The sequence below is a fragment of the Catalinimonas locisalis genome (assembly GCF_038039535.1).
GTDB lineage: Bacteria > Bacteroidota > Bacteroidia > Cytophagales > Cyclobacteriaceae > Catalinimonas.
The window spans coordinates 271555-288289 of sequence record NZ_JBBPHP010000006.1; the positions used below are offsets into that span (position 1 = coordinate 271555).

General features: G+C 39.4%; 13 protein-coding genes. 6 read left to right on the plus strand and 7 right to left on the minus strand.

Features of this window, described 5'->3' with window-relative positions; genetic code table 11:
- Window positions 1-173 precede the first annotated feature (173 nt).
- The gene (locus tag WJR50_RS11045; RefSeq protein ID WP_341293328.1) at window positions 174-1259 is read left to right on the plus strand and encodes a mannose-1-phosphate guanylyltransferase; all 1086 of its coding nucleotides are present in this window, start codon (window positions 174-176) and stop codon (window positions 1257-1259) included.
- A 1-nt stretch (window position 1260) separates the two neighbouring features.
- Here WJR50_RS11045 and rlmB read toward each other — a convergent pair whose 3' ends face one another.
- From rlmB to WJR50_RS11070, 5 genes are all read right to left on the minus strand, one after another.
- On the minus strand, window positions 1261-2013 hold the full coding sequence (gene rlmB / locus WJR50_RS11050; protein WP_341293329.1) for a 23S rRNA (guanosine(2251)-2'-O)-methyltransferase RlmB: 753 nt from the start codon (window positions 2011-2013) through the stop codon (window positions 1261-1263).
- Window positions 2010-3251 carry a GWxTD domain-containing protein gene (locus WJR50_RS11055; protein WP_341293330.1) on the minus strand — a complete coding sequence of 414 codons (1242 nt, stop codon included), beginning with the start codon at window positions 3249-3251 and terminating at the stop codon, window positions 2010-2012. The genes rlmB and WJR50_RS11055 overlap by 4 nt, the downstream gene beginning before the upstream one ends.
- A gap of 124 nt (window positions 3252-3375) precedes the next feature.
- Complete coding sequence (locus WJR50_RS11060; protein ID WP_341293331.1) at window positions 3376-6441, minus strand: glycosyltransferase family 117 protein; 3066 nt, start codon at window positions 6439-6441, stop codon at window positions 3376-3378.
- Window positions 6442-6603: 162 nt separating this feature from the next.
- On the minus strand, window positions 6604-6888 hold the full coding sequence (locus WJR50_RS11065; RefSeq protein WP_341293332.1) for a TIGR03643 family protein: 285 nt from the start codon (window positions 6886-6888) through the stop codon (window positions 6604-6606).
- A 72-nt stretch (window positions 6889-6960) separates the two neighbouring features.
- Window positions 6961-7806, minus strand: a complete 846-nt coding sequence (locus WJR50_RS11070) for a DUF2911 domain-containing protein (protein ID WP_341293333.1) — start codon at window positions 7804-7806, stop codon at window positions 6961-6963.
- A 66-nt stretch (window positions 7807-7872) separates the two neighbouring features.
- On the opposite strand from WJR50_RS11070, the gene WJR50_RS11075 reads away from it, so the two are divergent.
- The 4 genes from WJR50_RS11075 to WJR50_RS11090 all read left to right on the plus strand — a co-directional run bounded on the left by WJR50_RS11075 (window position 7873) and on the right by WJR50_RS11090 (window position 11372).
- Window positions 7873-8478: a DNA-3-methyladenine glycosylase gene (locus WJR50_RS11075; protein ID WP_341293334.1), complete on the plus strand. Its 606-nt coding sequence runs from the start codon at window positions 7873-7875 to the stop codon at window positions 8476-8478.
- A complete protein-coding gene (locus WJR50_RS11080; RefSeq protein ID WP_341293335.1) occupies window positions 8479-9402 on the plus strand; it encodes a 2-hydroxyacid dehydrogenase in 924 nt (307 codons plus the stop codon). It begins immediately after the preceding gene.
- A gap of 65 nt (window positions 9403-9467) precedes the next feature.
- On the plus strand, window positions 9468-10319 hold the full coding sequence (locus WJR50_RS11085; protein ID WP_341293336.1) for a universal stress protein: 852 nt from the start codon (window positions 9468-9470) through the stop codon (window positions 10317-10319).
- A 27-nt stretch (window positions 10320-10346) separates the two neighbouring features.
- On the plus strand, window positions 10347-11372 hold the full coding sequence (locus WJR50_RS11090; protein ID WP_341293337.1) for an aldo/keto reductase: 1026 nt from the start codon (window positions 10347-10349) through the stop codon (window positions 11370-11372).
- A 45-nt stretch (window positions 11373-11417) separates the two neighbouring features.
- On the opposite strand, the gene WJR50_RS11095 is transcribed toward WJR50_RS11090, so the two are convergent.
- Window positions 11418-13412: a plastocyanin/azurin family copper-binding protein gene (locus WJR50_RS11095; RefSeq protein ID WP_341293338.1), complete on the minus strand. Its 1995-nt coding sequence runs from the start codon at window positions 13410-13412 to the stop codon at window positions 11418-11420.
- 11 nt (window positions 13413-13423) lie between these two features.
- Window positions 13424-15307: a 3-keto-alpha-glucoside-1,2-lyase-like domain-containing protein gene (locus tag WJR50_RS11100; RefSeq protein WP_341293339.1), complete on the minus strand. Its 1884-nt coding sequence runs from the start codon at window positions 15305-15307 to the stop codon at window positions 13424-13426.
- A 670-nt stretch (window positions 15308-15977) separates the two neighbouring features.
- On the opposite strand from WJR50_RS11100, the gene WJR50_RS11105 reads away from it, so the two are divergent.
- Entirely contained in the window at window positions 15978-16487 is a 510-nt protein-coding gene (locus tag WJR50_RS11105) for a YfiR family protein (protein ID WP_341293340.1), read from the plus strand.
- Window positions 16488-16735 lie beyond the last annotated feature (248 nt).

A 16735-nucleotide genomic window follows, 5' to 3' on the forward strand; every position in this document is an offset into this window, starting at 1 on the left:
ATTGGATTAAAATAATTCCACAAATCACTACAAATAATTCTTTAGAAACGTTCTTATATTATTAAATTATAAAAAAAAAAAATATTGCTTTGCAATGCATGAATTTTAACGTGCAATCCATTAAATACGATTAATTGTTATACTAAGTTTTTTGCCTGGTTTAAAGTATACATATGACACAAGAAGATACTTATGTATTAATTACTTTATTTAGCAGTAATAGTACCAACTTTTGGCCTTTTAGTCGGAAGAATCTTCCTAAGCAGTTTTTGGACTTATTTGGTAATGGGCGATCACTTCTCCAATTAACTTATGAAAGGAGTAAGGGAATTTGTCCGGAAAAGAATATTTACATTTCAGTACCTAAAGAGTATCATGCTACTTTTAGGAATCAGTTACCTGAATTTCCCGAAGAAAATATTCTTATTGAACCAGTAAGAAGAAATTCAGCGCCTTGTATTGCTTATGCTTCTTATAAAATAAAGAAACTCAACAAAAATGCGGTGATCGTGGTATGCCCTGCTTCACATGCTGTGTTTGGAGAGATTGCATTTGTTAGAGATGTAAGAAAGGCAGTGGAGGTAGCGCATATGGATAAGAATGCTTTGCTGATTATGGGTATTAAACCTCACAAAGCTGAAACATCCTACGCATATATCCAGTACCATTTTGATCAGATAGGATTGGTGAAACGTGTGAAATCTTTCATGGAAAAACCCCAGCATGAGCTAGCCAAACTTTTTCTTGAGAGCGGTGATTTTGCCTGGAATACAAAAATTTTTGTTTGGCATGTGGATGCCATCCTGGAGGCATTTGAATATTACCTTCCAGAAGTGGCAGAAATTTACCGTGACTGTATACCTTATTTCTTTACGAATGAAGAAAACCAGAGTATTGTCAAAGCGTATTCTATTTGCAAAAATGTATCCATCAGTACTGCTATTCTGGAAAAGGCAGATAATGTATTTTTGATCATGGGAAATTTTGACTGGTCAAGTGTGAGCTCATGGCAATCTTTATATGACCTGAAAGACTCTAAGGAAGAAAAAAACCTCATTGAAGCCAACGCATTGATGTTGGATAGTAAAAACTGCTTTGTTAAAAGTAATTCAAAGAAGCTGATAGTGGTTCAAGGCCTCAAGAATTACCTGGTAGCGGATAGTGATGACGTATTGTTAATTTACCCTAAAGACAAAGACATATCTCTGAAAAGCGTGATGAGCGAGGTAAAAAATCAGAAAGGAGATAGATACTTATAGATTATGCATTTGCTAAGCTGCGCTGCCTTACCACTTCGTAGAGGCAGATGGAAGTTGCTACTGAAACATTCAGAGAAGCAATATTCCCCTGCATAGGAATTCTCACTTGTTCATCAGTCATTTTCAAGTAAGCAGGGGAAACTCCATCTTCTTCTGAGCCTACCAACAATGCAAGAGGCCCATTCAAGTCAGCTTCATGGGTAAGCTTCTCAGCTTTCTCACTGCAGGCGATAACTCTGATTCCACTTGACTGGAGAAATTCAATAGTAGATTTAAGGTTATCTTCTCGGCATACGGGTATATGGTGTAAGGCACCAGCCGAAGCTTTAACGGCATCGCCACTAATTCTGGCGCTACCTTTGGAAGGTATCAGCAAGGCCTGCGCACCCAGACATTCGGCAGAGCGGGCTATAGCCCCGAAGTTTCTTACATCAGTAACTCTGTCTACAAGAATGAGCAGTGGATCATGACCTTTTGAATAAGCCTCATTGATAATGTTATCCAGAGATGCGTAAATCACCGCTGATATAAAAGCGATGCTTCCCTGGTGATTTTTACGAGTAATCTTATTGAGCTTCTCAATAGGAACAGTGGAAAAAGGGATCTGCCTTTCTTTCAGCAGATTGATAAGTTCCTGTGACAGTTCGTTGCGTACTCCTTTTTGTAAAAGCACCTTTTCTAATTCCTTCCCGGCTTCTATCGCTTCAATAATAGCACGAGTGCCGAAGATAACTTCTGACTTTGATAAACTCATATCTGTTTTCTGCCTTTTCTCCAGAGGTCAATGTTTCTGTACCAGAACTTTCTATAATCTTCGTCTCTGAGGAGGTTATAATGTCGGGTAGTGAAAATATTGCGGACCTTTACAAAGGTAAAAGAAATGCTCTCCATTAAATCATTTTCCGAATTATAAATCCATCTTTCCTGCCCTTCTGTACGCAATACCTGATCGGGTTGTCCAAAAAGAACATATACCATACCCTGCCCGGTTTTCCAACCTTCTTTATAAGTGGTAAAAAGAATATTGGCATTTGTTACCTGGCGGTAATAATTTTTAATGACATCTTTTGCCCTCTCCTGCGACCTGGTCACTTTAATCCAGTATCGGTCCAGGGCGGCTTTGGCCTCTTCGCTTTCAGCAAGATTTTCCATCTCATCTGAAGTACTGATATACCTTAAGGGATCTACCAATTCTTCAGCAGTGACAAAGCGCGGATAGTACTTGGTACTGATCCTGAAAGAAATTCCTGAAAGTGATGTAGTATCTAGCTGACAGAAATATAAACCTTCATTGTCAAAAGAAAGTGTTTGGTTAAGTTGAACCGTAAAAATTGAATCAATTTCAAGGTTTTTCTGAACATCCGCTCCGGTTTCTGCCATGGGAGGTGGGTTGGGAGGAAATTCATGATTGTAATAGTAAAGATAGGCACTTAAGCTGTCTTGGCCGTAGAGGGAAACAATCCTGAAATCTGCATTATTAGAAATAGTACTAGTAAAAATAGGAATATCTTCTTCCGATTCCATTACCAGTAAGTCAGTTAAAGGAAAATTTTGATCATTATTGAGAGAGATATCATAACGGTAGTTGATGCTGCCTCCGGAGGACACCCCTTCTACATACACAAAAACATAATGACTCTCTTCACTTACAGGCACCTCAAATCGATAATAGGAGATATTATTTTCCTGTTTAAGCAAATGGCTTTCGTTTAAGTCGGCACTGCGAATTACGTTGGCATCCCCATAATTACTTTTTACTTCGTAATGTATACGGCTAATATTAACGGTTTTTGCTCTTTGAGCAAGTCTTAAGAAAATAGTAGCTTCAGTATCTCCGACCGCAACCTCATACTCCCCATAGATAGGGGCTGTGAGGTCATAAAGATAAGCCTGATTCAAGGGAGCTTGACCACTGCTTTCACTTTGAGCATTAGCCTGATTGAAAATCCCTATGCTCAATATCAATGTCAAAAAATAGGTTATGCGCGCCATAGTGATTGTGAAGTATAAACTATGATCATTAAAAAAACTTGCCAGTGTTACAGCAAGTTTTTTTAATATTATTGTTTTCTCATCTGATGTAATCTATCAAAATTTCAGAGTCAGTAAGCATTTATTATAATGAATTGATCTGATTGTAATGCCGGTTAAGCATGTCATCATATTTCTGACCTAACTCAGACTGCCCCGCACGATTAAGTGCCTGTGTAACGCCATTTAATATAATTAATTGCTTCTGAATCTCAACATTCTGCCCCTGTGATCTTGGATATAAATAAGTGAGCATCTCATCGGCTCTGTCTCCCAATACCTGAGCCATTTCAATGGCCTTTTCATCTTCTCCTACTTCAAATAGTAAGGGAAGGGTCTGGGATGACACATAATCAAAGGGGATAGTCACATCCGGAATTTCTTCCAGACTCTTATTAAGGACAGCTTTTGCTCGCTCTATATCACCCTGCTGAATCAGATTTCTGGCAAGTGTATTAAAACTTGAGCGATGGTTGAGGGCAAAGTTCCGGTAATCTTCATTATAGTATACATCAGGATTACTAAGCTCTCTCCAGAAGAAGTTTTCCATCATGTTCTTATACATCACCTCGGTATTTACAAACTCATTGTTTGGGTTTGGATTTTCAATAGGCAATAGACGGAATGTATTACCTTCCTGAACTACGTATGGACGGAAATCCAGATTTACTCCCATCAGAGAGGTATTATTAAAGTAAATAGGACGTTCCCATTTGTTAGCTGCGATCAAATCCAATATCATCAAATCTTTCTTCTCAAGGGCACGCCCTTTAAGGTCAAGATACATTCTGTCAATGTAATTATCCTGCATATCCGCGGGAATGATTTCTGCCAGATGAGCAGGTATCTGAGCTGCAACTTCTGTGGTATCATCTGCATTGCTACTGGCAGATTCAGACTCGTTTACATCATAAGTATTGATGTCCAAGAAGAAAGTCTGGGCAGGCACAGTATTATAACTGGCTCTGGCATTGGGGATTTTGAGTGCCTGAGAGTTTTCTCTGACCAAACGTAAAAACTGCTCCAGGTTGATGGCACCTTTGATATTGGGACGTTCTACATACGGAAGGTAATCATTAGGGCCGCCTTGCTTATAATTTTCCTTAGTAAGTGTAAAAGGTAAAGGTTCAGATTCATAAGCCGGTCTTGTCATCTGTTCAATATACCAGTCGGTATTGAAGTAACTCAATACAATTACCCGTACATCAGTTCTAAATCCTTCCACTTCCTGAACATACCACAGAGGGAAAGTATCATTATCTCCACCAGTAAATAGTATCGCATTAGGAGCGCAGGATGCCAGAAAATTCCGAGCAGAGTCTACCGAGAAATATCTGTTGGAGCGATCATGATCGTCCCAGCCCTGAGCTGCCATGACGGTAGGTACAGCCAGACACAGGATGGTAGCTACGGCTCCGGTAGCCATTTTATTTTTCATAAACTGACCAATGAATTTTGCAAGGGCTATTACTCCGAAACCTATCCAGATGGCAAAAGCATAAAAAGCTCCTACGTAAATATAATCCCTTTCACGAGGCTCAACTGGGGGTGAGTTCAGGTACACCACCAGCGCTATGCCAGTAAGAATAAAAAGGAGGCCAATGACTGAGAAGCCTTTTAAATCTTTCTTGTATTGGTAGAACAAGCCGATCAGTCCCAGGATTAAGGGAAGCATGAAAAAGTTGTTTCTGGCTTTGTTTGTGGCAATTGAGTAGGGGAGATCATCATTTCCCTCCCAGGGAGCTAGCCAACCGGCGTCTTTAATGTCGCTTTCTCTACCCGCAAAGTTCCACATAAAATAGCGCATAAACATATGGCCTACCTGATAGCGGAAGAAATAGTAGAGATTGTCGGCAAAATTAGGCTTTTCATTAGGTCTTAAGCCCATCCAGTTTCTATACAACTCCACGTGATTATCTTGGGTACTATATGCCCGAGGAAAAATCGTACTCTCTTTTGGGTCGTAAGTGTTTTCTAACTTATAATCGGTGATGATGTATTCGTCTTCACCTTTTTCATAAATAGGTGCTCCATTTTCCTGGTCTACTAGTTCTGCAGTAAAATATTGTCCATATAATAACGGACGGCTTCCGTACTGCTCACGCTTCAAATAAGAAACGAAGCTTATGATGGTTTCAGGATCGTTCTCATCTATGGGAGGGTCATAAGCCGAACGAATCAAAACCAAAGAGTAGGAGCTATAACCGATCAGGATAAATGTCAGGCAAATCAAGGCAGTGTTCATGATCACTTTGCCTTGCTTGTAAGAATAGTAAAGTCCATAGATAAGCCCTCCACCTAGTACAAGCAGCAAAAAGACCACACCTGAACCAAAAGGCATGCTGAGGTTATTCACAAAGAAAACTTCAAGCGTACCTGCCAGAGAGGGTAATCCAGGAATAATTCCTACCATAATCAGTCCTATGATAACCAGACTGATAATAAGCGTAGTGACTACCCCTTTGGTGGTCGTATTTTTATAATTATGAAAATAATAAATAAGGCCTAATGCTGGAATGGTAACCAGGTTGAGCAGGTGAACACCTATTGACAGACCCATCATATAGGCGATAAGTACCAGCCAGCGGTTAGCGGCTGAAGTGTCTTCTATCAGCTCCCATTTGAGAATTGCCCAAAATACAAAAGCTGTAAAAAAGGAAGAAAGAGCATATACCTCAGCTTCAGTGGCTGAAAACCAGAAAGAATCAGAAAAAGTGTATGCAAGTGAGCCAATTAATCCGCTTCCGATAAGTAAAACTGTCTGTTCGCGAGTTTCTGCACCATGCGTTACTTTCAGAATTTTTTTACTCAGCATCGTAATACTCCAGAATAAAAACAGTATGGTAAAACCACTGCTTACTACGCTTAGCATGTTGATCCAGAAGGCTACCATTTGTTCATTACCCAGAGCCAGAAATGAGAACATTCTACCCAAGAGCAGAAAGAAGGGTGCGCCGGGGGGGTGAGGCACTTCAAGTTTATATGATACCGCAATAAATTCACCGCAGTCCCAGAAGCTGGCTGTTTCTTCTACTGTCAGCGCGTAGGTGACCGTGGCAATGATAAAGACCAACCATCCTACCAGATTATTGATGTTCTTGTAGTTATCCAGCATTGACTTCTGCTTGTGTTTTTGTGATAAGACTGTCATGCTTTGTGAGCACTCTTTGTTTTAAAATGTTTTGCAAGATTAGCCTCTACAAATGAAAATTCCAATTATGACATCTGCATTAAGCTAGGGTAAGTTAATACAAGTGCAACGCACAGCCAAAGGCTTTATGATAGGATTGAGGAAAAAGTAGCGATAAATTGATTATCGCTTACTGAGTTTATTATGTGAGATGTGTTTTTGCCTACTACTTTTAAAGCGGAGTGAATGCTTTTTTTTGCGATGTTTGGTGGCTCTGCCCTGTACTCTTTTCCGCCATATTTTCCAGGAACTTTCTTTCATCTCCTTCTTCATCAGGCGTATGACGTCCTTTTCAGGAACCCCAAACTGATCTTCTATAGCATCAAAAGTTGTGCGGTCTTCCCACGCCATTTCCACTATTCTGTCTACGTCACGGTCACTTAGCTGGTATTTTTGGATGAGCTTCATATATGCACAACTCACCGCAAAAGGCTTTGTTATAAATAAAAAGCCCGCCGAAGCGGGCCTTTATTTTGCGCATTATTTAAGAGAAGCAATGAGTTTATCATTAAGCTTTACATAATCTGAATTGCCTGCTTTGTCGGCCAGAGTTTTAGACTTTTCTGCCGCGGCTATGGCTTTTTCCTTATTATTCAACTTGGCATGAATTTTAGCTTGCAGGTGCATTACCCAGAATTTCTCATCATTAATTTCAACTGCTTTATCCACCCACTCAGCAGCTTGCTTTAGGTCTTTATTATTTTCAAAGTAATAGGTTGCTGCAGCGAAGTAAACATTATCATTATCACCAGCAGTAGGCATCTGCTCATTGATCTGAGCCATTACTTTTTCATCTACATCCGGGTCAGTAATAGTGAAAGGAACCAGAGTATTTTCCCAGATAATATTGATTTTTGCTGAGTTATCTTTTACATCTGAAAACATAATGGTAAATGACTCATAATCCATTTTGGTTTTCTGAGACATTACCGTAAAACGAGCAGCATCTTTGGATTCATCATAGGTCGCTTCACTGGCTTTTGCATCTTTATTGAGAATTACAGTCCATTCACTTTTTCCTGGAATAGTGAAAATAGAATACTCACCGGCAGCTAGTTCTTTTCCTTCTATCTGCATTGGCTCAGAAAAACTGATTTTAGTGGCAGCATTAGCTCCTGTTCTCCAGAGTTCACCATAAGGTTCCAGTCCACCAAAAATTTTTCTGTCTCTCATTGCAGGTCTGGAGTATGCTATTTCTACTTTAGTAAGACCTACAACCTGGCTAACCGTTGAGAATGGGCTTGGTGCAGGCGTACTCAACTGTGCATAGGTTTGCTGAGTAATAACAATAAATAATAAACAAATCAGTACACTTATTTTTTTCATTTTTTACGAATTAATGGTTGATCTTTAAATCTATTTTATTTTAGCAATTTTAGTAAGAATTTATCAATGAACATTATTCCAAAGGCCTTTTATCTTCAAGATGATGTAGTTTCTTTAAGTAGACAGTTTTTAGGTAAATATCTATTTACCAAAGTCAATGGACATATTAGTGGAGGGATGATTGTTGAAACTGAAGCTTATTCACATATCAATGATAAAGCATGCCACTCTCATATGCATAAACGTACCCCCCGTACTGAAATTATGTTTCATGAAGGAGGAGTGGCATATGTGTATAAAATTTATGGTATCTATGACCTTTTTAATATCATAACCAACATAGAAGGTAAAGCGGACGCGGTACTTATCAGAGCACTTGAGCCTACCGATGGGATTGACCTTATGCAGCACAGGCGTAACCTAAACGATTTTTCTGTACGTCTTACCGCTGGTCCTGGTATGTTGAGTCAGGCATTAGGCATTACCAAAGCCATGTATGGTGCCGACCTTACTGAAGCAGAGCAAATCTGGATAGAAAACCGAAACACCGAGATTAGTGATGATGATATTATTGCCAGCCCCAGAGTCGGGATTGATTATGCCGGAGAAGATGCTTTGCTTCCCTGGAGATTCAGAGTAAAAGGTAATCGCTGGACTTCAAAAGCAAAATAAATGGGTATAGTATTAATCTTTAATGACAGACCTGCTGAGCCCTGGAAAAACGAACTGCTAAAAGTTGATTCTAAGCTAAAGATAGATATTTGGCCAGAAATTGAAGACTCTTCTTCCTACACAACCGCAGTAGTATGGAAACATCCCAAAGGTTTATTAAATCAGTTTCCGAATTTGAAGCTTATACATTCTCTAGGAGCAGGTGTAGACCATATTTTATCCGACCCGGATTTACCTCCAGCAAGTATTTGTAGAGTGGTTGATGAAAAACTGGCCGCTGATATGAGTAATTATATCATTGCAGGCATCATCAACTATCAGAGAAAACTGAGGCAGATCTGGCATAACCAACAGCTTAAACGATGGGAGAAAGTTTTACCTCTTGCACACCCACTTAAGATTGGAATATTAGGGCTGGGTGTATTAGGTCAAGATGTTGCCAGAAAACTTCTGCTGTTGGGATATGAAGTATACGGATATTCTCAAAGTCCGAAGGAGCTAGAGGGAATAAATACATTTACTGGAGAAAAGGGACTTGAAGATATGCTTATGCAGGTCAATGTACTTGTTTGTTTGCTTCCCTTAACTTCCAAAACGAAGAACTTTTTGAATCACTCTATTTTTGCTAAACTGCAAAAAGGCAGTTACCTGATCAATGTAGCTCGTGGAGAACATTTAGTTGAAGAGGATTTGATACAAGCTTTGAAAAATGAACAGCTTGGCGGAGCATTGCTTGATGTATTTCATGAAGAGCCATTACCTTCCAATCATCCTTTTTGGGAGCTTTCAAATGTCACAATCACGCCCCATATCGCAAGTATCACAAATCCTGCATCAGCTGCCCGACAGGTTGTGGAAAACCATAAACGTATTTTGAGTGGCCAAGCGTTGATCCATCAGATAGATAATGACAAAGAATATTGAATTGAGTGTATAGGTAGGAAAGCGATTTTTTTTAACTTCATGATTAATAACAACCATTTTTTAAGATGAAAAAAATACTTTGCCCCATTGACTTTTCTTCTGATTCCATTCATGCTTTGGAGTTTGCTGCACATGTTGCTGAACAACATCATGCTACTCTTACACTCATCCATGTATTTACAGAAGAAGAATTTAATGAAACCCTGTCAAAAGGATTATTGAGCGACATTGAAGAAAATAAAGAGTGGGATAACCTGATAGTGAGAGCTGAAAATGTACTTAAAAATCTTACCGCCGAAGTCAACAGGCTAAGTAAGCCCAAAGGAATGCAGCTTTGTGACTATCATTTCACCTATGGCCCCCTGGAACGGCAGATTACCAACTATGCTAATGAACATGAATATGAACTTATCGTCATGGGGACCACCGGAGTAAAAGATGTAGTAGAAAAATATATAGGAAGTAACACTGTTCGCACCATTTCACTGGCAGAATGCCCTGTAATGTGTATTCCTCAAAATGCCAATTATCATAAAGTAAAGAAGATAGTTTATGCCTCAGACTATCAGATGGAAGATAAGGATGTATTGAACAAGTTGATTGCATTTACTGCTGCTACAGATGCTCAACTTGACATCGTGCATGTTTGTCATGGAGATAACCAGTTTGAGGAAGCGATGTATAATGAATATGTAGAAGAAACCAGATCATATCTGGATTACGAGAAGCTCAATTTTGTGGTAGAGCAGCATGAGAACCCTGCCAGAGGCATAGATGAATATGTGATAAGAGAAAATGCAGATTTATTAGCGATGTTGTACAAGCCAAGGAATTATATCCAGCGCATATTTAATGAAAGCACCACCAATGAAATAGCATATTTTGCTACTTATCCCGTCCTTGTCTTTAAGGAGTAATATTTTTTCATCAAAAATTTTTTAGACATGAAATATAACATTTTAGGAAATACAGGTTTGTTGGTTTCCGAACTTTGTTTAGGCACAATGACATTTGGAGGAAAAGGTTTTTGGGAAGCCATTGGAAAATCTGGTCAGGATGTAGCGAATGATATAATCTCTAAGTCACTTTCTGCTGGAATTAATTTCATTGATACAGCTAATGTATATTCCGAAGGACTTTCTGAAGAGATTACAGGCAAAGCGCTTAGAGATTTAGGTGTCAATAGAGATGAAGTAGTATTGGCTACTAAAGTAAGAGGAAGGATGGGGAGGGGACCTAATCAGGTGGGGCTTAGCCGTTCCCATATCATTCATCAAGTAGAAGAATCATTGAGACGCCTCCAAACAGATTATATTGATCTCTATCAAATTCATGGGTATGATCCACTCACACCTTTGGAAGAAACAGTAAGGGCGCTGGATGATCTGGTGAAAGGTGGAAAGGTAAGGTATATTGGCTGTAGTAATCTTTCTTCCTGGCAATTGATGAAGGCTCTGGCATATTCAAAGTATTCAGGATTAGCCCGATTTCAGTCATTGCAAGCCTATTACACTATTGCTGGCAGAGATCTGGAGAGAGAAATCGTGCCATTGTTAAAAGATCAAAAAGTCGGTTTAATGGTTTGGAGTCCATTGGCCGGTGGATTACTGAGTGGTAAGTTTCGCAAAAATAAATCCGGACCGGAAGGCTCACGCAGAGTAGACTTTGATTTTCCTCCGGTAGATAAGGAAAGAGCATTCTCTATCGTTGATGCGTTGACTCCAATGGCTGAAAAACGTAATTGCTCAGTAGCAAGATTAGCATTAGCCTGGTTGCTGAAACAGGAAGTAGTGACTACCGTGATAATTGGAGCTAAAAATAAAGAGCAGTTGGATGATAATCTTAAGGCAGTGGAAATTGAATTTACCGAGGGTGAAATGAATCAATTAGATGAGCTAAGCAAGCTACCGGCAGAATATCCGGGCTGGATGCTGGAAAGGCAAGGTGGGGACCGAAAAATAGCTAACTAATATAAAAACTAAAAGCCCTTTCACTGACGAAAGGGCTTTATCATTTTAGCGGGAAGCAGTACTAGAGGGTACTACTTTCATCACGCCCCTCATAACCTTTGAATGGCCGGGGAATGTACAAACATATTTATATTCATCTACTTCCGGGGCAATAAAATAGATGCTTTCACTGGTTTCTGGTTGCAGGATACAAGTGTGGTAAAGAATATCATCTGATTTTGGAACATATCCTCTTTGAGGGCCTTCTAAGCCCATTTGCATGGACGCATCACTCACCTGCTCTATCGTACCGGGCTTGGTTATCACCAGGTTGTGAAGCATATCGTCATTGTTATTAAAAGTAAGTTGAACCCTGGCCCCAGCAGGTACTTCAAAATTAGTCACGCTATATTTCAGGCCTGGCTCTGTTCCTATATTAATCACGATATCAGGACCCTCATTCCAGTCTGAAGGCATTTCGGTTATTCTTTTGGAAGCATCCCAGCCACAAGTAGTTTCTTCACTCTGGTTTTCAGCAGTTGATGATGCCTGGGCTATCATGGGTGCAGTGCTTTCCCCTTCAGGAATGTTATTCAAAGTATAGTACCCTACCGGATGCAATAATGATTTGCCTTGGCGTGAAAGTATTCCATTCGCTTTGATCTCATGTATATAACCTTCTCTTAAACCTTCTATATACAATTTTACCTTTCTTCCATCTTCAGAAAGGCTGGCGCCAACGATTTCGCAGTTCTGTTGCTGTATGATAGGGCTACCATAACTTCTGTGGTAACTGTAGATGAAACTGGTCATGGAATAAGATGCAAGATTCTCAGCAATGGCCTTCTGAACAGGCTCTGTGAATTCCAGCTCAAAACCGTTACTCATTGCTTTCATGGTTTTAATTTCAAATGGTGTTTTCCCTGTCCATGAAAGTTTTTGCAAACCATACTTATCCTCACCGGTAGAAGCCCAGCCTCGGCTGGTCATGCCTACAAACAGAGAACCATCCGTCCCCCAGGCAAAGCGAAGCACTCCTGAAGAGAAACCTTCTTTAAAAGGGAAGCAAGCTCCCTGGTATTCGCCATTTACTTTTTCCAGGGCTACTCTCATAATCTTGCTATGTCCCTGATCACCTACTAGCATCTGACCTTCAAACGGGCCAAACTTACCTCCGGTGGTGTCAGTAAGAATTGCAGAAGTTGATATTCCCATAATTGTGTGTGGGAACCAGATTGTAGGAACTTTTAGACTTGAAACATTTTTGGCAAATTCGTGCATGAGTCCCACGGAGTCAGGGATGACTTCCGGTTTTAAAGCCAGAGGTGACATAGGCTCGCCTGTCCAACGCAAACCAGCGGGATTTCCAGCAAAGTCACCTTTTTCTAAATGTGTAATCCTTCCCGAACCAATCCAATCTCCTTGATTTTCTGCATAGAAAACTTCTCCTTCTTTGTCAAAACCAAAACCTGCCGGTGAGCGCAATCCGGTAGCGATGGGTGTCATTTTTCCGTCTTCAGTAACTTTGAGCATCCACCCCCTCCATTTTACAAGGCTGGCACCATATCCAACCCAGGCCAGGTTCAGGGTGATTAACATATCTCCATTGGGTAAAAATAAAGGACCATATGAATACTCATGATAATTTCCGGATAATGGCCAGGAGAAAATGGTTTCAAATTTATCACCTGCATCATCTTTATCGGTATCCGTTATTTTGGTAAGCTCAGCCCTTTGTGTAGTGTAAAGAGCTCCATTATGATACGCCAAGCCAAGAGGTTCATGAAGTCCGGAAGCAAATCGGGTGAACTTTGGCTGTTGTGTTCTTTTCATGTACGGATCATCAATCAGCCAGATTTCACCTCTGCGGGTAGCTGCTGCCAGACGGTTGTCCGGTAAGAAAGCCAGTCCTCCAACCTCTAATACAATATCCTCAGGAATTGGTATGCTTGTAATTTGATAATACTCACTTTCTTTATCACTCATTTCTTCCTGGGCAAATAGTAGGTGGCCTGATAAAATGAGTATGCTGAGTAAAACTAAAATATTTTTGAGTGTCATAGGTTGATTTTTTACCAGATGAGGCTGTATTTGAGATGGCTTTCAGAATCAGTGTTACCAAGAGCAACGATTAATTGCTGCATATTATCCTGATCTCTTAAAATAGGCTTGGTTTCATTTCCGATTATATTCAAGTAATAGGTTTTATCATCAACGGCATAACTACCGTCTTCCAGCTTTTCAATACTATCTCCTTCTGCTAAAAGGCAATAAATGGCATTGGTAGTTGATGGAATGCTGATTTCTCTCATCAAACCATGGATTTCGGCATCAGGCGTTATTTTGTCTCTGATCATCACCCCATTGTAAGTGTACAGATAGGTTGGAATTCCTTGAGTAGAAAGTTCATATCCTTTATATACGAATGGGTTATTATCAGCCGCTAATGAGTCAGGCCAGTTGCTGGAAGAAGAAGCTAAAGTGGCAAAGGTTGGTTTTGCTGAAAACTCCTGAGCGCTACCCAGAGGTTGAATCAGCTGAGCTTCACCTCTTTCATGCCACATGTCGGTAGCATCAATAAATTCTCCGCGCCAGCCTTCCAGAATTGCTCCATTACTGATCTCTAGTGCATAGTTGATATGATCAGGAGTTCCTAATGTAATAGCATGCGTTCTCTTGGTGCCATTATGCATCAAAAAACCTCTTTGCAAAGCGACTTCTTGATCAGCACTTACGATCAAGGGTTTAGGAGGCGGTGGGGTAGGAACAGATGATTGGGCTTGTAAATATGTTTTGGGTATTTCAGGTCCTTCATACGCAAGGCTCATTCCTCTTCTCCAGGGTCTTTCATTTTTCAGAAAAGTAAGCTGAAAATTGTGATTTCCTTCACTCAATGTAATTTCTCCATACCCAGGATCACTCATATTTTGAGACAGCATATTTTCAGCTACCAGTTGGTCATCAACCATTAACCTCACTGGACCATAACCTCTTATATCAAAGAGGTAAGTTCCCTGCTTGGGAGCAGTCAACAATCCTTCAAACTGAATAGCATATATATCAAAATCTCCAGCAGCCTTAAAAGTTAAAGAATCTGTAGCATCTTCTTTTGAAGGGCTAAGTGAAAAAAGTGTATCAAAACTGTCAAATGAACCCTGGTAAAATTTATAGCGCATGTCAGCCAATTGAATTCTATCCTGCTCATATAATTTATAGCGAAGGTTCCGAAAAGCTATGGGGCCGTGATCTCCCTGTAGGATAAGCGGACCTCTTGGAGCTTCATTATCAAAAAAGGCGCTTCTTGTTGGCCCCGTTACTTCTACATTTTCATGGATGAGTGCATTGTTTAAAATCACTTCTTTGAAACGGGCATTTGCAATTTTATTACCGTTATTATCAAATTTAGGAGCCTGGAAAACAATTCTTAGATGTTGCCAAAGTCCAGGAGCTTTACAGGCATTTACTCGAGGAGCGGTGCCTTCATATCCACTTTCAGTTTGTTCATTCCATCTTTGATAGATGCCCCCACAATCAGCATGAGTTACTGAGTCTTTTCCCCAACTGTCAAAAAGTTGTATTTCATACCTTCCCTGTAGATAGATTCCAGAATTTGATCCTTTTGGCATCATAAAGTCAACTTCCATTTCAATGTCTCCGTGTTCAAAAGTTGAGCTTAGCTCAGCAGCATTTTCACCTTCTGGAAGATTTGCTAATACCCCAGAACCATCTTGAATTTCTAAGTGCCTTTCCTTATGACGGTTGGCATAAACGTTTCCTACAGTTAGCCAATTATCAGCATCTGATTGACTGAACGAATTTAAAGAATTGAACTCAACTGTAGTGAAAGGTAATGAAGTGCGAACAGCTTGTTCATGTTTAGCATTGTCAGAACAGGAGAAGAGTAGAGTAGAGGCAGTTGCTAGTAGTAGTAATCTTTGTTTAAATTTTCTAATCATTATTTATCAGAATTGAAGAAATTCTAATATAGTAAATTCTGGTCTTATGAAATTTTATTATTGAAAGTTAGTTATTACAATTTTTTTGAGAGGGTTCAGTTCGCACAATCGTATTAATGTATTTTTCCATCCATTCATCTTCGTAGCGACTTAGTTCCGATATATTTCTTTTTTGGGCTTTGAGCGCTTCTTTTCTGCAAAGGTATGCAATCAAGAAATTTGCAACGATAGGTATGATGCAGCCTATGAAAAACCATTTCCAAAATGACTTACCATGACTGTAAGCAAAGTATCCTGTGATTGCCGGTATAGAGAAAAGGAAGGCTAGAAATACGAGTGCAATGTCTATAAGCATGGCTGAAAACTGATAGAATTCGAAGTATAACTAATTTTCTGACCAATTAATTTCAAGGTTGGCCTTATATAGAAACAGTTTTTTATGTAAGAAATGTTTGCCGCTTCTAAAAATAGAACTTTTTCAAGATCTAATAATTATGAATATTCAATAGTTTGAATTTTTCTTAGGTGGATTTGCCGGTTTATTGAAGGGATGAATAAAATCACAACAAAGTAATATTTTTCATCTATTTAGTTTTACTATTCTAATAAGTAGGTTCATATTTGTAAATGACTACAAGGAAAAAGCTAATTAAAATTTAAAACCATTTACATGAAAAAGTTATTATTGATCTGCTTCCTTCTTAGCATAGCCTCGCTCAGCTTTGCACAAGAGTATAAGTATCATCCCATTTTTATTTACAACTTCAGCAAATATATTGAATGGCCGCCAGATAAAGCCAGTCAAGACTTTGTAATAAGTGTTGTAGGAAATAATACTGCATACCGTGAAATGCTGGGTATTATGGAAAAAAAGAAAACCATTAAGAATAGAAATCTGGTAGTAAAAAAATGTGCTACCCTGGAAGAAGTTGGACAGAGCGATGTGGTTTTTGTAACAAAGTACGAGAAAGTAGAAGAGAGTGAGTTGACAGCAATGTTACATAATAAAGGAACTTTACTTATCACCGAACATGATAATATGGCCGCCAATGGTTCCCATATTAACTTTATAATCACTGATGATTCTAAAATTGGATTTGAATTAAACAGTGGATCAGCCGAAAGTGCAGGACTAAAAGTTTCTAGCTCGCTCGCTGGTTTAGCAAAAAGGACTTATTGATGTAGTTTTTTACTTTGTGGTTTGAGCTAAGGCCTCGGCGAGTTGCTTCTGCATCATTGCTGAGGTCTTTCTTATTTATTACCTGATGTTACGCATGATTGGATTATAGTTGATTAAAGTTACGATATTAGCCAGAAAGAACCGAGCAGAATTTCAGCCATGAACTTTCATTTACTTGATTTATACACAGATTATCTTCTAGTCTCTACTAGCCAAGCAAGTGCTACAGGCCTGTCTCGCATGCTTGA